The 20,725-nt window shown below is 68.7% G+C and carries 18 protein-coding genes and 1 other RNA gene; 11 read left to right on the top strand and 8 right to left on the bottom strand.

Translation table 11 applies throughout. The annotated features are described in order from the left end of the window. Window positions 1-436: 436 nt before the first annotated feature. The 6 genes from ACSHSS_RS10275 to lipA all read left to right on the top strand — a co-directional run bounded on the left by ACSHSS_RS10275 (window position 437) and on the right by lipA (window position 6,560). On the top strand, window positions 437-1,495 hold the full coding sequence (locus tag ACSHSS_RS10275) for an ATP-NAD kinase family protein (protein WP_060041549.1): 1,059 nt from the start codon (window positions 437-439) through the stop codon (window positions 1,493-1,495). 50 nt (window positions 1,496-1,545) lie between these two features. Next, a complete protein-coding gene (locus tag ACSHSS_RS10270) occupies window positions 1,546-2,322 on the top strand; it encodes an SDR family NAD(P)-dependent oxidoreductase (protein ID WP_217061467.1) in 777 nt (258 codons plus the stop codon). A gap of 97 nt (window positions 2,323-2,419) precedes the next feature. Then, entirely contained in the window at window positions 2,420-3,403 is a 984-nt protein-coding gene (locus ACSHSS_RS10265; RefSeq protein ID WP_006407815.1) for a thiamine pyrophosphate-dependent dehydrogenase E1 component subunit alpha, read from the top strand. A gap of 64 nt (window positions 3,404-3,467) precedes the next feature. After that, complete coding sequence (locus ACSHSS_RS10260; protein WP_006402333.1) at window positions 3,468-4,472, top strand: alpha-ketoacid dehydrogenase subunit beta; 1,005 nt, start codon at window positions 3,468-3,470, stop codon at window positions 4,470-4,472. A gap of 4 nt (window positions 4,473-4,476) precedes the next feature. After that, window positions 4,477-5,592, top strand: coding sequence for an acetoin dehydrogenase dihydrolipoyllysine-residue acetyltransferase subunit (locus ACSHSS_RS10255; RefSeq protein WP_445544922.1), 1,116 nt, complete (start codon window positions 4,477-4,479; stop codon window positions 5,590-5,592). A gap of 2 nt (window positions 5,593-5,594) precedes the next feature. Further along, entirely contained in the window at window positions 5,595-6,560 is a 966-nt protein-coding gene (lipA, locus tag ACSHSS_RS10250; protein ID WP_006402335.1) for a lipoyl synthase, read from the top strand. Between the two features lie 11 nt (window positions 6,561-6,571). Here lipA and ACSHSS_RS10245 read toward each other — a convergent pair whose 3' ends face one another. The 8 genes from ACSHSS_RS10245 to trxA form a co-directional block, all read right to left on the bottom strand. Continuing rightward, a complete protein-coding gene (locus ACSHSS_RS10245) occupies window positions 6,572-7,927 on the bottom strand; it encodes an MATE family efflux transporter (RefSeq protein WP_217104842.1) in 1,356 nt (451 codons plus the stop codon). Between the two features lie 2 nt (window positions 7,928-7,929). Next, window positions 7,930-9,687: an ArnT family glycosyltransferase gene (locus tag ACSHSS_RS10240; RefSeq protein WP_170935272.1), complete on the bottom strand. Its 1,758-nt coding sequence runs from the start codon at window positions 9,685-9,687 to the stop codon at window positions 7,930-7,932. 211 nt (window positions 9,688-9,898) lie between these two features. Next, complete coding sequence (locus ACSHSS_RS10235; RefSeq protein WP_006402343.1) at window positions 9,899-10,162, bottom strand: type B 50S ribosomal protein L31; 264 nt, start codon at window positions 10,160-10,162, stop codon at window positions 9,899-9,901. Between the two features lie 156 nt (window positions 10,163-10,318). Then, window positions 10,319-11,152, bottom strand: a complete 834-nt coding sequence (locus tag ACSHSS_RS10230; protein WP_006402344.1) for a M90 family metallopeptidase — start codon at window positions 11,150-11,152, stop codon at window positions 10,319-10,321. Between the two features lie 38 nt (window positions 11,153-11,190). Beyond that, window positions 11,191-12,747 carry an MFS transporter gene (locus ACSHSS_RS10225; RefSeq protein WP_445544921.1) on the bottom strand — a complete coding sequence of 519 codons (1,557 nt, stop codon included), beginning with the start codon at window positions 12,745-12,747 and terminating at the stop codon, window positions 11,191-11,193. Beyond that, entirely contained in the window at window positions 12,744-13,241 is a 498-nt protein-coding gene (locus tag ACSHSS_RS10220; protein WP_012467631.1) for a MerR family transcriptional regulator, read from the bottom strand. The genes ACSHSS_RS10225 and ACSHSS_RS10220 overlap by 4 nt, the downstream gene beginning before the upstream one ends. Window positions 13,242-13,366: 125 nt before the next feature. After that, window positions 13,367-14,629, bottom strand: coding sequence for a transcription termination factor Rho (rho, locus tag ACSHSS_RS10215; RefSeq protein ID WP_006402347.1), 1,263 nt, complete (start codon window positions 14,627-14,629; stop codon window positions 13,367-13,369). Window positions 14,630-14,825: 196 nt separating this feature from the next. Further along, window positions 14,826-15,152, bottom strand: coding sequence for a thioredoxin TrxA (trxA, locus tag ACSHSS_RS10210; protein WP_006402348.1), 327 nt, complete (start codon window positions 15,150-15,152; stop codon window positions 14,826-14,828). Window positions 15,153-15,529: 377 nt separating this feature from the next. Here trxA and ffs point away from each other — a divergent pair. The 5 genes from ffs to ACSHSS_RS10185 all read left to right on the top strand — a co-directional run bounded on the left by ffs (window position 15,530) and on the right by ACSHSS_RS10185 (window position 20,637). Continuing rightward, an RNA gene (gene ffs, locus ACSHSS_RS10205) (signal recognition particle sRNA small type) lies at window positions 15,530-15,628 on the top strand. 239 nt (window positions 15,629-15,867) lie between these two features. Further along, window positions 15,868-18,333: a DNA polymerase III subunit gamma/tau gene (locus ACSHSS_RS10200; RefSeq protein ID WP_445544920.1), complete on the top strand. Its 2,466-nt coding sequence runs from the start codon at window positions 15,868-15,870 to the stop codon at window positions 18,331-18,333. Window positions 18,334-18,427: 94 nt separating this feature from the next. Beyond that, on the top strand, window positions 18,428-18,754 hold the full coding sequence (locus ACSHSS_RS10195) for a YbaB/EbfC family nucleoid-associated protein (RefSeq protein ID WP_006399891.1): 327 nt from the start codon (window positions 18,428-18,430) through the stop codon (window positions 18,752-18,754). A gap of 31 nt (window positions 18,755-18,785) precedes the next feature. Continuing rightward, window positions 18,786-19,382, top strand: a complete 597-nt coding sequence (gene recR, locus ACSHSS_RS10190; RefSeq protein ID WP_006399892.1) for a recombination mediator RecR — start codon at window positions 18,786-18,788, stop codon at window positions 19,380-19,382. Between the two features lie 49 nt (window positions 19,383-19,431). Further along, on the top strand, window positions 19,432-20,637 hold the full coding sequence (locus ACSHSS_RS10185; RefSeq protein WP_048806128.1) for a CaiB/BaiF CoA transferase family protein: 1,206 nt from the start codon (window positions 19,432-19,434) through the stop codon (window positions 20,635-20,637). Window positions 20,638-20,725: the final 88 nt, after the last annotated feature.

The raw sequence follows: 20,725 nt of genomic DNA, 5'->3' as shown, positions 1-20,725 counted from the left end.
TCGTCTCACGCCCGTCGCCGCGCGTCTCGCGCGATTGAGACGCGCAGCGACGCGTCGTCCGGCCGGCATCGCGCCGGCGCAATGCGGCGGACAGCCGCGCCGCAGGCGGGTTTGCGCGCGATGCGCGGCGTCGCGGCGCGTGCGACGACGAGGCGCGCAGCGTCGCGCGCGCGTGAGACGCCGGCGCCGCTCGGCGACGCGATGCGCGGTCGCGGCGTTGCATCCGCATGCCGCGCGCGGCCGCCGCGCCAGCGCCGGCGCGGGTGCCGCGCCGATCGCGCGCATGCTGGCACATCGCTTGCAGAGATCACGGGCAAGACCGGCGCGATGGCGTCGGCGACGACGATCCGCGGCCCTTCGCAGGCCGCGGACGGAACGCAGGGCCGCGGCGGGCGCGACAGCGCCGGCGCCGGCCGACTGGATGGAGACAAAGCCCGTGACGACGCCCGTTACCGTCGGCGTGATCGCGAACCCCGCCTCGGGGCGCGACATTCGCCGCCTCACCACGCACGCATCGGTGTTTCCGACCGCCGAGAAGGCGAACATGATCGTGCGCCTGCTGGCCGGCCTCGGCGCGATGGGCGTCGAGCGCGTGCTGACGCTGCGCGACCGCACCGGCATCGCGACGCTGCTGCTGCGCGCACTCGATACACACCGCGCGGTGGGGGCCGACGCGCGCTGGCCGGACGTCGAATTCGTCGACCTGCCGATCACCGATACGGTCGCCGACACGCATGCGGGCGCCGCCTATCTGCATCGCCACGAAGTCGCGCTGATCGTCGTGCTCGGCGGCGACGGCACGCATCGCGCGGTCGCGGCCCATTGCGGCACGACGCCGCTCGTCGCGCTGTCGACCGGCACCAACAACGCGTTTCCCGAGCAGCGCGAGGCGACCGTCGCCGGCGTCGCGGCCGGCCTCGCCGCCACTGGCGCGGTGCCGCCCGACGTCGCGTTCACGCGCAACAAGCGGCTCGTCGTGCGCTGCGCGGCCGGCCCGCAGCCGGGACGCGAAGAGATCGCGCTCGTCGACGTCTGCGCCGCACGGCAGCGCTTCGTCGGCGCACGCGCGATCTCGGGGCCCGACGACATCGACACGCTCTATCTGACCTTCGCGGAGCCGGACGGCATCGGGCTGTCGGCGCTCGGCGGTGCGTGGGCGCCGCTCGAGCGCAGCGCGCCGCACGGGCTCGCGATGCGTTTCGCGGGCGAGGGGAAGACGGCCGGCACCCCGCTCGTCGCACCGATCGCGCCGGGCCGCGTCGACCGCGTCGTGATGCGCAGCTGCGAACGGCTCGAGCCGGACACGTGGCAGCCGATTCCATTCGAGCACGGCACGCTCGCGTTCGACGGCGAACGCGAGATCGAAGTCGCGCGCGGCGACCGCTACGAGATCGCGCTCGACTGGCGCGGCCCGCTCACCGTCGACGTCGGCCGCACGCTGCGCTACGCGGCGTCGCGTCAGTTGCTGCGCGACGTCTCCGCGTGGCGCAACTGAACGCACCGACGCGCATGCATCGCTTTTCCCATTCACAAGGAGACAGTGCCATGACAACCGCTCTCGAAGGACAGATCGCGATCGTGACCGGCGGCGCGCGCGGCATCGGCCGCGGAATCGCGCTGACGCTCGCCGGCGCGGGCGCCGACATTCTGCTTGCCGACCTGCTCGACGACGCGCTCGACTCCACGGCGCGCGAAGTGCGTGCACTCGGCCGCCGTGCAGCGGTCGCGAAGGTCGACGTCACGCAGCCCGCGCAGGTCGACGCGATGGTCGCGCAGGCGCTCGCCGAGCTCGGCCGGCTCGACATCCTCGTCAACTGCGCCGGCGTGATCAGCATCCACCCGGTCGACCAGCTGAGCGAGCGCGACTGGGATTTCGTGATGGACGTGAACGCGAAGGGCACGTTTCTCGGCTGCCGCGCGGCGCTGCCGCATCTGAAGGCGCAGCGCAGCGGCCGGATCGTCAACGTCGCGTCGATCGCCGGCAAGGAAGGCTTTCCGAATCTCGCGCACTACAGCGCCTCGAAGTTCGCGGTCGTCGGTTTCACGAACGCGCTCGCGAAGGAGGTCGCGCGCGACGGCATCACCGTCAACGCGATCTGCCCGGGCATCGTGCGCACCTACATGTGGGACCGGCTTTCCGACGAATGGAAGGCGGACGGCGAGTCGGTCGAGGAATCGTGGCAGCGGCATCAGCTGACGCTGATTCCGCAAGGCCGCGCGCAGACGCCCGAAGACATGGGCCGCCTCGCGCTGTTCTTCGCGACGATGGACAACGTGACCGGGCAGGCCGTGAACGTCGACGGCGGCTTCACGTTTCACTGACGGCCGCAACCGGCACGCGCGGGCCGCAGTCGCGCAATCCGTTGCCGCGGCAGCGCCGCGGCGGCATTCGCAGTCAGACCAACCCAAGGAGACACACATGTCCGTTTCGACACAGCTCAGCAGGGACACGCTGCTGGAGGCATACCGGCTGATGCGCACGATCCGCGAATTCGAGGAGCGCCTGCACGTCGAGTTCGCGACCGGCGAGATTCCCGGCTTCGTTCACCTGTATGCGGGCGAGGAGGCGTCCGCGGTCGGCACGATGCTGCACCTCGGCGTCGCCGACTACGTCGCGACGACGCACCGCGGCCACGGCCACTGCATCGCGAAGGGCGTCGACGTGCGCGGGATGATGGCCGAGATCTACGGGAAGAAGACCGGCGTCTGTCACGGCAAGGGCGGCTCGATGCACATCGCCGACCTGTCGATGGGGATGCTCGGCGCGAACGGGATCGTCGGGGCGGGCGGGCCGCTCGTTTGCGGCGCGGCGCTCGCGGCCAAGCAGAAGAAGACGGGCGGCGTCGGCGTCTGCTTCTTCGGCGACGGCGCATCGAACCAGGGCGTGATCTTCGAATCGATGAACCTCGCATCGGTGTGGCGGCTGCCCGCGATCTTCGTCGCCGAGAACAACGGCTACGCGGAAGCGACCTCGTCGAGCTGGTCGGTCGCGACCGACAACATCGCCGATCGCGCGAACGGCTTCGGCATGCCGGGCGTGATCGTCGACGGCTTCGACTTCTTCGCCGTGCACGAAGCGCTCGGCGAAGCCGTCGAGCGCGCGCGCAACGGCGGCGGCCCGACGCTCGTCGAGGTGAAGTTCTCGCGCTACTTCGGCCACTTCGAAGGCGACGCGCAAACCTATCGCGCGCCCGGCGAAGTGCAGAAGCTGCGCGACGAGAAGGACTGCCTGAAGCATTTCGAATCGCGCGTCGTGCGCGCCGAAGTACTGACGACGGACGAGCTGCGTGCAGTCGACGCGCAGGTGAAGGCGCTGATCGACGACGCGGTGGCCGAAGCGAAGGCCGCGCCGCTGCCGGATGCGGCCGACCTGCTGACCGACGTCTACGTGTCGTATCCGTGAGCGCGGCCGTACCGCGCGCAATGCAACGGCCGACACGGCGAACCGAACATTCCAGGAGACAGACATGGCAAGGAAGATCACTTATTCGCAGGCGATCAACGAGGCGCTCGCGCAGGAGATGGCGCGCGACGACAGCGTGATCGTGATGGGCGAGGACAACGCGGGCGGCGCGGGCGCGCCCGGCGAGGACGACGCATGGGGCGGCGTGCTCGGCGTGACGAAGGGGCTGTTCCACAAGTTTCCGGGCCGCGTGCTCGACACGCCGCTGTCCGAAGGCGGCTACATCGGCGCGGCCGTCGGCGCCGCCGCGTGCGGGATGCGGCCCGTCGCCGAGCTGATGTTCGTCGACTTCATGGGCGTGTGCTTCGACCAGATCTTCAACCAGGCCGCGAAATTCCGCTACATGTTCGGCGGCAAGGCCGTCACGCCGGTCGTGATCCGCGCGATGTACGGCGCGGGCCTGCGCGCGGCCGCGCAGCACTCGCAGATGCTCACGTCGCTGTTTACGCACATTCCGGGGCTGAAGGTCGTGTGTCCGTCGACGCCGTACGACGCGAAGGGACTGCTGATCCAGTCGATCCGCGACAACGATCCGGTGATTTTCCTCGAGCACAAGCTGCTCTACACGCGCGAGGGCGACGTGCCCGAGGAGTCCTATGCGATTCCGTTCGGCGAGGCGAACGTCGTGCGCGACGGCGACGACGCGACGATCGTCACCTACGGCCGGATGGTGCATGTCGCGATGGACGCCGCCGCGAAACTCGCGAAGGACGGCATTCAGGTCGACGTGATCGACCTGCGCACGACGTCGCCGCTCGACGAGGAAACGATTCTCGAAAGCGCGGCGCGCACCGGGCGCGTGGTGGTCGTCGACGAAGCGAACCCGCGCTGCTCGATCGCCACCGACATTGCCGCGCTCGTCGCGCAGCGCGCGTTCCGTTCGCTGCAGGCGCCGATCGAGCTCGTGACCGCGCCGCATACGCCCGCGCCGTTCGCCGGCGTGCTCGAGGATCTGTATATCCCGTCTGCCGATGCGATCGCGCAGGCCGTGCTGAAAACGAGGAGCTGAGACGATGTCGATTCACATGATCACGATGCCCAAGTGGGGGCTGTCGATGGAGCAGGGGCAGGTCAACGGCTGGCTGAAGGCGGTCGGCGAACGCGTGTCGAAGGGCGACGAGGTGCTCGACGTCGAGACCGACAAGATCTCGTCGGGCGTCGAATGCGCATTCGACGGCACGCTGCGCCGGCAGGTCGCTCAGGAGGGCGAAACGCTGCCGGTCGGCGCGCTGCTCGGCGTGGTCGCCGCGGCCGACGTGAGCGATGCTGACATCGACGCGGCGATCGCGGCATTCCAGCGCGACTACACGCCGAGCGCGGCGGCCGACGAAGCGGCCGGCCCGCAACCCGAGAAGGCGCAGATCGGCGGCCGCACGATGCGCTTCCTGAAGCTCGGCGACGGCGCCGGCACGCCGGCCGTGCTGATCCACGGCTTCGGCGGCGACCTGAACAACTGGCTGTTCAACCATGCGGAACTGGCGGCGCACCGGCCGGTGTGGGCGCTCGATCTGCCCGGTCACGGCGAGTCGGGCAAGGCGGTCGAGAGCGGCAACCTCGACGAGCTCGCCGACGCCGTGCTGGCGCTGCTCGACGCGAAGGACATCGAGCGTGCGCACCTGATCGGCCATTCGATGGGCGGCGCGGTCGCGATGACGGTCGCCGAGCGTGCGCCGGCGCGCGTCGCGTCGCTGACGCTGATCGCGAGCGCGGGCCTCGGTGCCGAGATCAACCGCGACTACATCGACGGCTTCGTCGCCGGCAACAGCCGCAATACGCTGAAGCCGCATCTCGGCGCGCTGTTCGCGGACAGCGCGCTCGTCACGCGACAGCTCGTCGACGATCTCGTCAAATACAAGCGGCTCGAAGGCGTGCAGGCCGCGCTCGAGAAGATCGCGAACGCCGCGTTCGACGGCGCGACGCAGCGACGCGTGTTCCGCGACCGGCTTGCGTCGCTCGCGCCGCGCACGCTCGTGATCTGGGGCGAGCGCGACCAGGTGATTCCGGCGCAGCACGCGCACGGCTTGCCGGACGGCGTGCGCACCGAGCTGATCGCCGGCAGCGGGCACATGGTGCAGATGGAAGCGGCGGCCGACGTGAACCGGCTGATCGTCGCGTTTCTCGGAGACTGACGATGGCTGCCGCGCTCGAACGACCCAGCCTCACCGCGCTCGGCCAGCCGGGCGCGCGCAGCCGCGACAAGCTCGCGCGCATTCCCGTGCGCGTCGAGCCCGCCGACGGTGCGGCGCTGCCCAAGCCGCCGTGGCTGCGCGCACGGCCGATGATGAGCGCGGCCGTCGCCGACATGGCGGCCGTGCTGCGCGCGCATCGGCTGCATTCCGTATGCGAGGAAGCGATGTGTCCGAACATCGGCGAGTGTTTTGCGCAACGCACGGCGACCTTCATGATCATGGGCGGGCTCTGCACGCGCCGCTGCCCGTTCTGCGACGTCGCGCACGGCCGTCCGGAGCCGCTCGATCCGGACGAGCCGGCCCGGCTCGCGGAGGCCGTCGCCGCGCTCGCGCTGCGCTATGTCGTGATCACGTCGGTCGACCGCGACGATCTGCGCGACGGCGGCGCCGCGCATTTCGCCGCCTGCATCGCGGCGGTGCGCGCGAGCGTGCCGGGGATCGGCGTCGAGGTGCTGGTGCCCGATTTCCGCGGCCGCATCGATCGTGCGCTCGACGCGCTGTCGCAGGCATGGCCCGACGTGTTCAACCACAACATCGAGACGGTGCCGTCGCTGTATCGTGCGGCGCGGCCCGGCGCCGACTATCGCGGCTCGCTCGACCTGCTCGCGCGCGCGAAGGGCGCGCGGCCGGCGCTCGTCACGAAATCGGGATTGATGCTCGGACTCGGCGAAGGCGACGACGAGGTGCGCGCGACGATGCGCGACCTGCGCGCGCACGGTGTCGACGTCCTGACGCTCGGCCAGTATCTCGCGCCGTCCGCGCATCATCTGCCGGTGCGGCGCTACGTGAGCCCGGAGGCGTTCGCGGCATGGCGCGACGAAGGACTCGCGCTCGGTTTCGCGGAGGTGGTCGCCGGCCCGCTCGTGCGCTCGTCGTATCACGCGGCCGACGTGCTGGTGCCCGCGTAGCGGGCCGCGGCTCAGGCGCCGGCGGACACGTGCAGGCGGCTCACGCGGCGCAGGTACAGCGCGAGCCCGACGCCCGCGAGCATCAGGCTGACCGTGTTCGCGAACCAGAAGCCGCGCGCGCCGACGAGCCACGCGGGCGCGATGCCGCCGACGTCGAAGCCGAGCAGATAGCCGCCGCCGAGGCCGACGCCCCAGAGCGCGACCGCGTAGATCACGGTCGGCACGACCGCGACCTTGTACGCGCGCAGCACGAACGCGGAGGTGATCTGCAGCGCGTCGAAGAAGTGGTAGCAGGCGACGATCGCGACGAGCGGCATCGCGGCGGCCGCGACGGCCGGATTCGGCGTGTAGCCGCCGATGATCAGCGGCCGCAGCACGAACACGAGCAGGCCGTACGCGGCCGCGATCGCGCAGGCGAGGATCACGCCGTGTCGGCCGAGCAGCCGCGCTTCGTCGGGCCGGCCCGCGCCGAGCGCGCGCGCGACGAGCGTGGACGCAGCAACGCCGATCGACAGCGGCGTCATGTACAGCACGGCGCCGACGTTGCCGGCGATCTGGTGGCCGGCCAGCGTCGTCGTGCCGAACTGCGCGATGAACAGCGCCATGCAGGTGTAGGACGTGACTTCGATCAGGTAGGACAGCCCCATCGGCACGCCGAGCTTCAGAAGCGCCTTCTGGCGCGCCCAGACGGGCCAGCAGAAGCGCGAGAAGATCGCGAGCGGCGCGAACACGTCGAGGCGCGCGAGCAGCGCGAAGCCGATCAGCGCGAGCGCCCAGTTGATCAGCGTGCTGGCGAGCCCGCAGCCCGGGCCGCCGAGCGCCGGTACGCCGAAGCCGCCGAAGATGAACCACACGTTGAGCGGAAACTTCAGCAGCAGTGCGCCGATCTGCAGGATCATCGCGAGCCGCGGCTTGCCGGCTGCGTTGGTCAGCGCGTTGTAGATGCGGAACACGAGGCTCGCCGGTAGCCCGTACGACAGGATGCGCAGATAGTCGACGGTGCGGTCGTGAAGCGCGGGCGGCGCGTGCGCGATGCGCAGCAGCGGTTCGGGAAAATGCAGCAGCAGGAAGCCGGGCGTCGCGAGCAGCACGGCGAGCCACAGCGCCTGGCGCACTTCCTCGCCGATCTCGGCGTAGCGCCGCGCGCCGTACAGCTGGCCCGCGATCGGCTGCAGCGCGGACAGGATGCCGGTCAGGCCGATATAGACGGACACGTAGATCGACGAACCGAGCCCGAGCGCGGCGAGGTCGACGGCCGAGTAGCGGCCGACCATCGCGGTATCGATCACGCCGAACGCGATGATCGCGAGCTGGCCGACGAGCACCGGCCACGCGAGACCGACGATGCGACGGATGTCCGCGAACATCGTCAACCGGCCGCCCGGCGATGCGGCGCGCGCCGCTTGACCGGCGTCTTCGGCCGTTCGATGCGCTCGTACAGGCGGAAGCGCTCGTCGCGGTCGGCGACGCGGCGGCCTTCCCAGACGAGACGCCAGACGTACTGCGACATCGCGCTCGGCTCGCCGAAGTCCGCGCGGTCCTGGCGCAGGATCACGTCGCAATCTTCGGTGAAATCGAAGTGCATGTTGCCGAAATAGGCGAACGTCGCGATCTGCGCATCGCCGAGCCGCACGGGCGAAATGCATTGGTAGTCGGCCGGCAGGTGCGTCGCGATCTGCTGCGCGACGTCGCGGTAGGTGCGGCCGTAGTTGACGATCGGCAGCCACAGCGTCATCAGCAGCACCCACATCAGCGTGGTGCCCGCGCCCGACAGCACGACGCTGCGCCAGAGCACCTTCGGCTGCCGTGAGATGCGCCAGCGCGCGAGCACGCACCAGCACACCGTGACGACAACCGCACAGGCGAACGACAGCGCGTTGAAATGCGGCTCGTAGCCGGGCAGCAGCCGCCCGAGGTTGCGCGCGAGCGGGTGCGGGAAGCCGGTCAGCGAGGCGAGCCACACGAGCCACACGAAGGTGCCGAGGATCGTGAAGCTGAGCACCGCGAACCAGTCGATCGCATTGATCGCGCCGCGCTTGAGCGTCGGCAGCGCGAACGTCGCGAGCACGGCGAGCGGCGGCAGCAGCAGCATGTACATGCGGTTCGACTGCTGACTTTGCAGGATCACGAGCGCGACGAGCGGCACGACGACCGACAGCGGAATCGCGATGTGCGCGCGCCGGCGCATCCCGGCCCAGCTCCACCACGCCCAGATCGCGAGCGGCCACGCGGGCCACGTGAACAGCGGCAGGTTCTTCGCCGCATAGCCGAGCACCGCGGTCGGCGGGCCCGAGAAGCGCATCAGGCTGCCGTGGATCCACTGGTTGAAGAACCACGCCGCGTCGTCGGGCGCTGCGATGAACGCGGCGATCGGCCACAGCGCGAAGATCGCGATCGCGACCGGCACGCCGACGAGCGGCAGGCGCAGGTTGCGCATCTCGGGCGTGACGAGCCAGAGCGCGGCCGTGCCGGCGAGCAGCGCGACGACGAGCACCGGGTTGCCCGACAAGCCGACGAGGCCGATCGCGGCACCCCAGCAGAGCGCGCCTTGCAGCGGCTTGTCGATGCCGCGCACGATGCCGTAGACGAGCATCGCGATCCACGCGAACTGCGCAAGCTGCGGCGTCGTTTCGTGTCCGCGCTCGGCGAGGCCGAAGCACGCGACGAGGATCAGCAGCGCACCGTCGGCGAGCGTGCGGCCGTAGTCGCGCGGCTCCGGCTCGCCGCCGAACGCGTACTTGAATGGCTGGACTTCCGCGCGCCGGCCGAGCAGATAGGCCGCATACCAGACGAACGCGCACGCGACGCAGAACCAGATGCCGGTATCGACGCGCGACGCGTTGCTCGCGTCGACCCAGGGCGCCAGCGCGCGGATCGACAGCGCGCCGAGCCAGTAGCCGAGCGGGCCGTCGCTCGTGATGAACTTGCCGACGAGGTTCGGCAGCAGCCAGTCGTCGTGGTGGCCTGTCGCCATCGTCCACATCACGCCGAAGCCCGCCGCGTCCTCGTTCTTCCACGGATCTCGGCCGAACAGGCCGAACGCCGCATAGACGAAGCAGAGCGTGAGCAGCAGCCAGCGCGGCAGCGCGCGCGTGGCGGAGGCGGTGAGACGGACGACAGGCTTCATGCAGATGAACGATGTGTGATGAGCGGGCGGCCGCGCGGCCGGGCCGGTTTCGAGCATCCGGCATTGTAGACGCGCGCACGCGCGCGCGGCAGCTCATGGCGGGCTCGCGGGCCGGGCCGTGTGCCGGACGCGCGGAGACAAAAAAGGGCAGCCGAGGCTGCCCTTTTGTGCGGAGACCGGTGCGTTGCAGCCACCGGCTGCGGTGCGAAGCTTACTTCGCGACCTTGCCGCTTGCGCGCGAACCGAACTTGTTCTTGAACTTCTCGACGCGGCCGGCCGTGTCCATGATCTTTTGCTGACCCGTGTAGAACGAGTGCGATTCCGACGAGACTTCGATCTTCGCGAGCGGATAGGTCTTGCCTTCGAGCTCGATGGTTTCGCGCGTCTGGATCGTCGAACGCGTGATGAACTTGAAGCCGTTCGACATGTCTTGGAAGACGACTTCGCGGTAATCCGGGTGAATGCCAGGTTTCATGATTTTCCTTGGTGAGAGCGGTAGCCAACCCGCCGCTTGCCGTGCCGAATGGCGCGCTGTGCGCGTATCGGCGACCGTCAAGCCCGGCGCGAGCCACTTGCCTAAGGTCGAAAAACGGCGATTATGCCAGAAAATCAGACGGTTGACGAATAATTTTCACGCCGCGTCGAGCGCGCCCGCGCGCGCCGGATCTTGCCGGTAGTAGCGGGCGAGCAGCCGGTACAGCTCCGGAAATTCGGACTCGAACGCTTGCGGCCGCACGAACAGCGCTTCGCTGCAGACCGCGAAGAACTCGGACGGATGGTCGGCTGCGTACGGATCGATCAGCGAGTCGCGCTCGAAGCGCGCCCAGGCGCGGTCCGGCACCGCGTCGACGCGCGCGCAGAACTGGTCGTATGCGTTGTCGAACACGTCGGCCCAGATCTGCGCATCGAGCTGCGGCGCATGCCAGCGGCGAAACAGCGGCGGGTAGCCGTCGGCCGCGCCGTTGACCATGTCGATCTTGTGCGCGAATTCGTGGATCACGACGTTGTACGCGTCGCGGCCGTCGGTCATCTGCGCGTCTTCCCACGACAGGATCACGGGGCCGCCTTCCCATGCCTCGCCGCTCGCGTCCTGCTCGACTTCGTGCACGACGCCGTCTTCGTCCTGCACGGTCTTGCGGATTACGAACTCGCCCGGATACACGACGACGCCGACCCAGCCGTCGTACAGCGACAGATCGAGGTTCAGCACGGGCAGGCACGCCTGCGCGGCGATCGCGACGATCATCGCGTCGGTCAACTCGAGCCCGTGCGCCGTCGAGAACGATTTCTTCGCGATGAACAGGCTCGTCAGCTCGCGCAGCCGGCCGAGATCGTCGGGCGACAGCGCGTCGAGGAACGGCAGGCGTGCGACGGTGTCGTGCCACAGCGCGTCCGGAATCGGATGGCTGCGCAGCGCGCGATCGCGGCGGCGATCGTCGAGCCAGCGGGTCAGTTTCGAAAGCATGGAGGCGGCGCGCGGAAATCCAAAGCCAGTCTTTTAACTCAATCGATCTCTTTTTGCCATGCCGCGAACACGCCGCCGACGAGCGCGACGCCCGCGAGGAAGTAGAAGCCGTCGAGCGAGGCGAGAAACGACGCCTGCTGCGCGACCATCCGCGCGATCGACGCGACGGCGAGGCCGTGCGCTTCGGTCGCCGCGTGGCCGGCTGCCGCATAACCGTTCGCGAGCGTGTCGAGCGTCTGCCGGAACAGCGGGTCGAACACGTTCGCGCGTTCGACGAGCCGGGTCTGGTGCACCGCGAGCCGATGCTGCTCGACGATGATCACCGACGACGTCGCGAACGTGATCGTCAGCTGCCGCACGATGTTCTTCAGCCGATAGCCGTGCGTGTACTCGTCGATCGCGAAGATCCGGAACGTGAGGTTCGCGACCGGCAGCACGATGAACAGCAGCAGCAGGCCGCGCAGCAGCAGCGGCACGACGAGCGCGACCTCGCCGACTTGCGGCGTGAGCCGCGTCATCCATAGCGTCGCGACGATCGCGATCGCGAAGCCCGGCACGACGAACCATTTCTTGTGCGCAACGTGCTTCGCATAGCGCAGGTACGCGAACAGCGCGGTGGCCGAAATCAGCGACATCGTGCCGACGAGCCGCCCGGCGTTTTCGACCGGATAGCCGAGCCCCGATTCGAGAAAGCGCGACGTCAGATAGCTGAAGCCCGTCGACTCGTAGTAATAGAACATGTAGAGCAGCAGGCCGATCTGGAACGTGCGCTCGCGCAGCGCGTGCAGCCGCACGAGCGGCGTCGGGTGGTTCCACTGGTGATACGCGAACCAGGCGAGCGCGCCGAGCCCCGCGGCGCTCAGACCGATCAGCATCGGCGAGCCGCTGTACAACTGGTAGTGCACCTGCTGCATCACGATCTGCAGCGCGCCTTGCGCGAGCGCGAACACGACGTACGGCCAGAAGTGTCCGGAGCCGCGTTCGTCGTCCGGCGTGCGGCCCGAGTCGGGCAGCGTGAGCAGCGCGAGGATCGCGAACGCGATGCCGGCCGGCGCCGTGCACGCGAACAGCGCGCGCCACGTCGAATACGCGACGAACAGCCCGCCGACGATCGGCGCGAGCGCGCTGCCGAGCAGGATCATGATCAGGAACGCGCGCGTAGCGGGCGGCCGCGTCTGCGGCTTGAAGCTGATCTGGATCAGGATCCGGCACGCGCCCATCATCGGGCCGATGAAGTAGCCCTGGAAGCCGCGCGCGAAGGCGAGTTCGAGCGACGTATCGGCGAGCGCGGCCGCGATCGCGCCGAACGAGAACATCAGCATGCAGCCGGCGACGTAGCGGCGATGCCCGAGGCGGTCGACCCACCATTGCTGCTGCAGGATGCCGAGCACGGCCGTGACCGCATACGCGCTCGACGCCCACACGAGTTCGTCCGGCGACGCGTTGATGCCGCCCGCGATATAGCTCGCGAAGAACGAGAAGATCGCGTTGTCGAAGTAGTCGAGCCCGGTGACGAGTGCAAGCGCCCACGGGAACAGGTCCGCGCGCAGGTTCGCGCGGCTCCAGAGCGGCGGGCGCCCCGACGTGACGTTCATGCGCGGCCCTTGCCGCGCCGTGCGCCGGCTTCGGCGCGCCGTTGCGCGATCAGCGCATCGGCGTTCTCGCCGGCGAGGCGTCGTTCGACGTAGTCGATGTCGTGCTGCAACTCCTTGCGCAGCGCGACCGCTTCCTTCAACTCGCGCTGGACGGCCGCGATCCGGCGATCGAGCGTCGCGATCTGCTCGGCGAGCCCGGCGCGGATCTCGCGCAGCGAAGCGTCCGAATAGCGGCGCCGGCCGTCGCCGGTTTCCTCGAGCGGACGCTTGAGCATTTCGGTGATGCCGTGCAGCGAGAAACCGAGTGCGCGCAATCGCAGGATGCGCGCGAAGCGCTCGAGGTCGGCCTCGTCGTACAGGCGGTAGCGGCCCTCGCTGCGCGACGGCGTGACGAGCCCGCGCTCCTCGTAATACTTCAGCGTGCGCGGCGTGACGCCGAGCCGCGCGGCGGCGTCGCCGACGGTCAGCAGCGGGGTGGAGGCGGCATCGGACATGAGCGAAACGCGGATCGTGACGATCGCGTCATTATAGATCAACCTGTACGTTCACGTTCAGGTTGGCGCAAAAAAACGGCCGCCGGCGCAGGGCGCGGGCGGCCGTCGGGCGCGCAGCGGGGCGCTTAGCCGCCGCGGCGCATCAGATCGAAGAACTCGGAGTTGCTCTTCGTCTGGCGGATCTTGTCGAGCAGGAATTCCATCGCCTCGACTTCGTCCATGTCGTGGATGAACTTGCGCAGCACCCAGATCTTCTGAAGGATGTCGGGCTTGATCAGCATTTCCTCGCGGCGCGTGCCCGACTTGTTCAGGTTGATCGACGGATAGACGCGCTTTTCCGCGAGACGGCGCTCGAGGTGCACTTCCATGTTGCCGGTGCCCTTGAACTCTTCGTAGATCACGTCGTCCATGCGGCTGCCGGTTTCGATCAGCGCGGTGCCGATGATCGTCAGCGAGCCGCCTTCCTCGATGTTGCGCGCCGCGCCGAAGAAGCGCTTCGGACGCTGCAGCGCATTCGCGTCGACACCGCCCGTCAGCACCTTGCCCGACGCCGGGATCACGGTGTTGTAGGCGCGTGCGAGACGCGTGATCGAGTCGAGCAGGATCACGACGTCATGCTTCATTTCGACGAGACGCTTGGCCTTCTCGATCACCATTTCGGCGACCTGCACGTGACGCGTGGCCGGTTCGTCGAACGTCGACGCAATCACTTCGCCGGCGACCGAGCGCTGCATTTCGGTCACTTCTTCGGGGCGCTCGTCGATCAGCAGCACGAACAGGATCACGTCCGGATGGTTCTGCTTGATCGCATGCGCGATGTGCTGAAGCATCACGGTCTTGCCCGACTTCGGCGATGCGACGAGCAGGCCGCGCTGGCCCTTGCCGATCGGCGCGATCATGTCGATGATGCGGCCCGTGACGTTTTCCTCGCCGCGCATTTCGCGCTCGAGCGACAGCGGCTTGTTCGGGTGCAGCGGCGTGAGGTTCTCGAACATGATCTTGTGTTTCGAGGCCTCGGGCGGCTGCCCGTTGACTTTGTCGACCTTCACGAGCGCGAAGTAGCGCTCGCCGTCCTTCGGCGTGCGGACTTCGCCTTCGATCGTGTCGCCGGTGTGCAGGTTGAAGCGGCGGATCTGCGACGGGCTGATGTAGATGTCGTCGGTGCTCGCGAGGTACGACATTTCCGGCGAGCGGAGGAAGCCGAAGCCGTCCGGCAGCACTTCGAGCGTGCCGTCGCCGAAGATCGTCTCTCCCGTCTTGGCGCGCTTTTTGAGAATGGCGAACATCAGCTCCTGCTTGCGCAGGCGGTTCGCGTTTTCGATCTCGAGGCCGTTGGCCATTTCGATCAGTTCGGAGACGTGCAGAGACTTGAGCTCGGATAAATGCATACGGAGAACCCGCCAGGGAGGAGATGCGACGAAAGATATAAAGGGAGGAGGGCGAGCGGAAGCGCTCAGAGACTTAAATGCGTCTTGTAGACGTTTTTTGATTCTAGCATACGCCGATTCGCGCTTGAGCGGCCGATCGGCGGTGCGGCGGCGGACGTGTTGCCGGCTGACAACACGTCCGCGGGACGTGCCGGTATTACAGGTGGCTGTCCAGGAATGCGGTGAGCTGCGACTTCGACAGCGCGCCGACCTTCTGCGCGGCAGCCGCGCCGTTCTTGAACAGGATCAGCGTCGGGATGCCGCGCACGCCGAACTTCGCGGGCGTCGCCTGGTTGTCGTCGACGTTGATCTTCGCGATCTGCAGCTTGTCGCCGTAGTCCTTCGCGACTTCGTCGAGGATCGGGGCGATCATCTTGCACGGACCGCACCATTCGGCCCAGAAGTCGACGAGGACGGGCTTGTCGGATTTGACGACGTCCTGTTCGAACGATGCGTCGCTGATGTGTTTGATCTGTTCGCTCATTGGGTCAATACCTCTTTCGGTTCGGGGACTGCCTGCTTCGCGCGTTGCGGCGCACCGGCCGCCGAAGCAGCCGGCCGCTGCGGCAGGTAGCTCCGCTCTCCGGGAAAGAAGGGCGTAAGCGCTGCATACCGCGGCTCGCGGGTCGTTCGGGCGTCATATTAGCCTAAATTGCTATCCGTTGCGGGCGGCGATAGTAGCCGCTTTGCAAGTAGGGGTACGACGCGCCGTTCGGCCGCTGCAATCGGCAGGTGGAGGCGTGCACGCAAAATACAAGAGCGCACCGCCGCGGCACGACCGGCGCGCCATTTATCCGCCGATTTACGGCGCAGCCGAATAAACGGTCGCATTCGGCGCGCAGCGGTGATAGAATACGCCGTGACGGGCCTCCTCGCATGGTGGGCCGGTGAACTTGGTCAGGTCGGGAACGAAGCAGCCACAGCCGTTTTCCGCCAGTGCCGAGGGTCGGGCTCGTCACCTTTCTCCTCGCCCCATTCGTCGGGCGTTTTTTGTTTCTGCAATCGATTTTCGTTTCCCCGGTTTTCGCTGTTTCGATGCTGTCAGGTGCAGGCGCGGCCGTGCATCTGGTCGACGCTCGTCCCGAGCATTTCGCCCGTCGCGACGCGTGCGTCGTCAAGCGCCGTCATGCGCCGCGATTGCCGCAGCGCGCGGCGTTTCGCGTGTCGGCGCGGGGCAGCGTTGCTGATACAATTTCCCGATGACCTATCAAGTTCTCGCACGCAAGTGGCGTCCGAAGGATTTCGCTTCGCTCGTCGGCCAGGAGCACGTCGTCAGGGCGCTCACGCACGCGCTCGACGGCGGGCGTCTTCATCACGCGTATCTGTTCACCGGCACCCGCGGCGTCGGCAAGACGACGCTGTCGCGCATCTTCGCGAAGGCGCTCAACTGTGAAACCGGCGTGACGTCGCAGCCGTGCGGCGTCTGCCGTGCGTGCCGCGAGATCGACGAAGGCCGCTTCGTCGACTACGTCGAAATGGATGCCGCGAGCAATCGCGGCGTCGACGAAATGGCCGCGCTGCTCGAGCGCGCGGTGTACGCGCCGGTCGATGCGCGCTTCAAGGTCTATATGATCGACGAAGTGCACATGCTGACGAACCACGCGTTCAACGCGATGCTGAAGACGCTCGAGGAGCCGCCGCCGCATGTGAAGTTCATCCTCGCGACCACCGATCCGCAGAAGATTCCCGTCACGGTGCTGTCGCGCTGCCTGCAGTTCAACCTGAAGCAGATGCCGGCCGGGCACATCGTGTCGCATCTCGAGCGCATTCTCGGCGAAGAGCGCATCGCGTTCGAGCCGCAGGCGCTGCGTCTGCTCGCGCGTGCGGCGCAGGGCAGCATGCGCGACGCGCTGTCGCTGACCGACCAGGCGATCGCCTATTCGGCCAACGAAGTGACCGAAGCGGCCGTGTCGGGCATGCTCGGCGCGCTCGACCAGACTTACATGGTGCGGCTGCTCGATGCGCTCGCGGCCGGCAGCGGCCCCGAGATTCTCGCGATCGCCGACGAAATGTCGCTGCGCAGCCTGTCATTCTCGACCGCGCTGCAGGATCTCGCGAGCCTGCTGCACCGGATCGCCTGGGCGCAGTTCGCGCCGGGCGCGGTGCTCGACGAATGGCCGGAAGCGGCCGATCTGCGTCGCTTCGCCGAGTTGCTGAGCCCCGAACAGGTACAGCTGTTCTATCAGATCGCGACGGTCGGCCGCGCGGAACTCGGCCTCGCACCCGACGAATACGCGGGTTTCACGATGACGCTGCTGCGCATGCTCGCGTTCGAGCCGGCCGTCGGTGCCGGCAGCGCGCCGGGCGGTCAGCAGTCCGTGCCGCGCGCCGTACCGGCGCCGCGTGCAGCTGCTGCGGCGGCAGCGCCTGCGGCGAAGCCGGTGTCGGCTGCCCGCCCGCAAGCGGCTGCTCCGGCTGCGCCTGCTGCGCGCCCGGCAGCGGTTGCGCCGGCACCGACCGGCGACGCCGCCACGCGGCCGTCCACGCAAGCCGCGCCTGCGCCGCAAGCCACGCCGGTTTCGCCCGTCGCGAAGGTAGCGGACGCCGGCGCGACGCCGCAACCCGACGCGAGCGCTCGATCGGAAGCGTCGATCGCAGCGGCCGACGCGCCGGCGGCCGTTCGTGCCGAACCGGCACCGTCTGCCGACGCACAGCGCAGCACCGAAGCCGACGTGTCGGCCGCCGCGCCGCGCAACAGCGCGCCGGAACCGCGCGTCGCCGCGCAGCAAGCGCGCGAGCCCGAAGCATCGGCGGTCGCGCCGCGCAATGACGAACCTGCATCGCCGGCTGAACCGGCGCCGCGCGCCGCATCCGCAGGGTCGGCCGCGCGCCCGGCCGCTCGTTCGGGTGGCGCAGCCGCCGCGCTCGACGTGTTGCGCAATGCCGGGATGCGCGTGTCGTCCGATCGTTCTCGCGCGGGCGCCGCAGCCAAGCCCGCGGCCGAGCCCGCCGCCGCGAAGCCTGCGCCGGCGCGTCCGGCCGTACAGGTGCCGACGCCGCGCGCGACCGCGCGCGCCGCGCAGCCGAGTGCCGACACGCGCCATGCGCCGCCGCCGTGGGAAGACATTCCGCCGGACGACTACGTGCCGCTCAGCGCGGACGAAATGTTCGGCGGCCCGCCGGACGACGGCTTCGTGCCCGTGTTCGACAGCGGTCCGGACGACGTGCGCGTCGCGCCTTCGCCCGCCGACAGCCGGCCGTCGGCGCCGGTCGATACGCGTCCGTTGCCGCCCGCGATCGCGCTCGACGCGATCGGCTTCGACGGCGAATGGCCGACGCTCGCGGCACGATTGCCGCTGAAGGGCGTCGCGTATCAGCTCGCGTTCAACAGCGAGCTGACGGCCGTCGACGCGACGTCGCTGAAGCTGTCGGTGCCCGTCCCGCAATACGCGGACGCCGCGCAGGTCGCGAAGCTGAAGGCGGCGCTTGCCGATGCCCTCGGCAAGCCGGTCGAGGTGGCGGTCGAGGTCGGCCCCGCGCGCCGCACCGCGGCGGCGCTCGACGCGGCCGCACGCGCGGCGCGTCAGCGCGAGGCCGAACAGGAGATTCACGCCGATCCGTTCGTCCAGCAACTCGTGCGCGATTTCGGCGCACGCATCGTCGAAGGCTCCGTGCGTCCGCTCGCCGATTCGGCGCCGGACGGCGGCGCGCCGACGCTGCATTGAACGGATCGCGCCGCGACAGGCACAATCACGCCCCAGCACATTGGCCGGCACGCGCCGCGTGCCGGTTTTCACACGATCGAGAAGGAGTATTCCCATGTTGAAAGGCAACCTCGCCGGACTGATGAAGCAAGCGCAGCAAATGCAGGAAAACATGAAGAAGATGCAGGAGCAGCTTGCGCAGATCGAAGTCGAAGGGCAGTCGGGCGCCGGCCTCGTCAAGGTGACGATGACGTGCCGCAACGAAGTGCGCCGCGTGTCGATCGACCCGAGCCTGCTCGCGGACGACAAGGACATGCTCGAGGATCTCGTCGCGGCCGCGTTCAACGACGCGGTGCGCAAGGCCGAGGCGACGTCGCAGGAAAAGATGAGCGGGATGACGTCGGGCCTGCCGCTGCCGCCGGGCTTCAAGCTGCCGTTCTGAACGCCGCGTTCGTCTCGACGTCTGCCGCCGTATGAAACAACCGTCCGCCCTGTCCGCGCTCGTCGAAGCGCTGCGCGCGCTGCCCGGCGTCGGGCCGAAGTCCGCGCAGCGCATGGCGTACCACCTGATGCAGCACGATCGGGAGGGCGCGGAGCGGCTCGGCCGGTCGCTGCTGTTCGCGACCGAGCATCTGCGGCACTGCGATAAATGCAACACGTTCACCGAAGCGCAGATCTGCGAGGTCTGCAGCGACGAGGAACGCGACCCGACGCTGCTGTGCGTCGTCGAAACGCCTGCCGATCAAATCATGCTCGAGCAGACGATGACCTATCGCGGCCTGTACTTCGTGCTGATGGGGCGGCTCAGTCCGCTCGACGGCATCGGCCCGAAGGAAATCCACTTCGACCGGCTCGTGCGCCGCGCATCCGACGGCATCGTCAAGGAAGTCGTGCTCGCGACCAACTTCACGAACGAAGGCGAAGCCACCGCGCATTACCTCGGCCAGACGCTGAAGGCGCGCGGGCTCGCGGTCACGCGCCTCGCGCGCGGCGTGCCGGTCGGCGGCGAGCTCGAATACGTCGACGCGGGCACGATCGCCCGCGCGATGCTCGACCGCCGCACGATGTAATTTCCGGCGCCGCCCGCCGGCGGCGCCGTTCCTCATGTCAGGGAGACACATGAGCGCCAGCCAGGGCCCGCTCGCGGGCGTCAAAGTGCTCGAATTCGGAACGCTGATCGCCGGGCCGTTCGCGTCGCGGCTATTCGCCGAGTTCGGCGCCGAAGTGATCAAGATCGAAGACCCGAAAGGCGGCGATCCGCTGCGCAAGTGGCGCAAGCTCCATCCGGAGCAGGGCGGCACGTCGCTGTGGTGGGCCGTGCAGGCGCGCAACAAGAAATCGGTCACGCTGAACCTGAAATCGGACGCCGGCAAGACGATCGCGCGCCAGCTCGCGCGCGAAGCCGACATCGTGATCGAGAACTTCCGTCCGGGCCTGCTCGAAAAGCTCGGCCTCGGCTACGACGTGTTGTCGGCCGAGAATCCAGGCCTCGTGATGGTGCGCCTGTCCGGCTACGGGCAGACGGGCCCGTATCGCGACCGCCCGGGCTTCGGCGCGATCGCCGAATCGATGGGCGGCCTGCGCCACATCACCGGCTATCCCGACCTGCCGCCGCCGCGCATCGGCATCTCGATCGGCGATTCGATTGCCGCGCTGCACGGCGTGATCGGCGCGCTGATGGCGCTGCATCATCGCAAGGTGAACGGCGGCGCGGGGCAGGTCGTCGACGTCGCGCTATATGAAGCGGTGTTCAACATGATGGAAAGCGTCGTGCCGGAGTACGGCGTGTACGGGATGGTGCGCGAGCGCACCGGCGCGTCGCTGCCGGGCATCGTGCCGTCGAACACCTACGCGTGCCGCGACGGCAGCATCGTGATCGGCGGCAACAGCGATCCGATCTTCAAGCGGCTGATGAAGGCGATCGAGCGCGACGATCTCGCGGACGATCCGGCGCTCGCGCAGAACGACGGGCGCGTGCCGCGCACGCAGGAAATCGACGACGCGATCGCCGCATGGCTCGCGCCGCGCACGATCGACGAGGCGCTCGAGGTGTTGCACGCGGCCGACGTGCCGGCCGGGCGCATCTACAGCGTCGCCGACATGTTCACCGATCCGCAGTTCGCCGCACGCCAGATGATCCAGCACTTCAAGCTCGCCGACGGTACCGACATCCCGCTGCCGAACGTGACGCCGAAGCTGTCCGACACGCCGGGCGAAACGCGCTGGCTCGGGCCGGCGCTCGGCGAGCATACGGACGAGGTGCTGCGCGGCCTCGGCTACGACGCGCAGGCCATCGCGGCGCTGCGCGACGCCGGCGCGATCTGAGCGCAAACGCCGCCGCGCGATGCGGCGGCGCACCGTGCGCGCATGTGTCCGGCTGCCGTCGGACTGTCGCTCGCGCGCCATCTTTCCT

The organism is Burkholderia sp. BC1, from assembly GCF_052683555.1.
Note: the sequence above shows the minus strand (reverse complement) of the source record. Positions and strands in the feature narration are given on the sequence as shown.

Excerpts from the sequence above, each read along its gene's own strand:
- ACSHSS_RS10270 (WP_217061467.1), top strand. The coding sequence starts at position 1,546 with ATGACAACCGCTCTCGAAGGACAGATCGCGATCGTGACCGGCGGCGCG.
- ACSHSS_RS10265 (WP_006407815.1), top strand. The coding sequence starts at position 2,420 with ATGTCCGTTTCGACACAGCTCAGCAGGGACACGCTGCTGGAGGCATAC.
- ACSHSS_RS10260 (WP_006402333.1), top strand. The coding sequence starts at position 3,468 with ATGGCAAGGAAGATCACTTATTCGCAGGCGATCAACGAGGCGCTCGCG.
- ACSHSS_RS10255 (WP_445544922.1), top strand. The coding sequence starts at position 4,477 with ATGTCGATTCACATGATCACGATGCCCAAGTGGGGGCTGTCGATGGAG.
- lipA (WP_006402335.1), top strand. The coding sequence starts at position 5,595 with ATGGCTGCCGCGCTCGAACGACCCAGCCTCACCGCGCTCGGCCAGCCG.
- ACSHSS_RS10245 (WP_217104842.1), bottom strand. The coding sequence starts at position 7,927 with ATGTTCGCGGACATCCGTCGCATCGTCGGTCTCGCGTGGCCGGTGCTC.
- ACSHSS_RS10240 (WP_170935272.1), bottom strand. The coding sequence starts at position 9,687 with ATGAAGCCTGTCGTCCGTCTCACCGCCTCCGCCACGCGCGCGCTGCCG.
- ACSHSS_RS10235 (WP_006402343.1), bottom strand. The coding sequence starts at position 10,162 with ATGAAACCTGGCATTCACCCGGATTACCGCGAAGTCGTCTTCCAAGAC.
- ACSHSS_RS10230 (WP_006402344.1), bottom strand. The coding sequence starts at position 11,152 with ATGCTTTCGAAACTGACCCGCTGGCTCGACGATCGCCGCCGCGATCGC.
- ACSHSS_RS10225 (WP_445544921.1), bottom strand. The coding sequence starts at position 12,747 with ATGAACGTCACGTCGGGGCGCCCGCCGCTCTGGAGCCGCGCGAACCTG.
- ACSHSS_RS10220 (WP_012467631.1), bottom strand. The coding sequence starts at position 13,241 with ATGTCCGATGCCGCCTCCACCCCGCTGCTGACCGTCGGCGACGCCGCC.
- rho (WP_006402347.1), bottom strand. The coding sequence starts at position 14,629 with ATGCATTTATCCGAGCTCAAGTCTCTGCACGTCTCCGAACTGATCGAA.
- trxA (WP_006402348.1), bottom strand. The coding sequence starts at position 15,152 with ATGAGCGAACAGATCAAACACATCAGCGACGCATCGTTCGAACAGGAC.
- ACSHSS_RS10200 (WP_445544920.1), top strand. The coding sequence starts at position 15,868 with ATGACCTATCAAGTTCTCGCACGCAAGTGGCGTCCGAAGGATTTCGCT.
- ACSHSS_RS10195 (WP_006399891.1), top strand. The coding sequence starts at position 18,428 with ATGTTGAAAGGCAACCTCGCCGGACTGATGAAGCAAGCGCAGCAAATG.
- recR (WP_006399892.1), top strand. The coding sequence starts at position 18,786 with ATGAAACAACCGTCCGCCCTGTCCGCGCTCGTCGAAGCGCTGCGCGCG.
- ACSHSS_RS10185 (WP_048806128.1), top strand. The coding sequence starts at position 19,432 with ATGAGCGCCAGCCAGGGCCCGCTCGCGGGCGTCAAAGTGCTCGAATTC.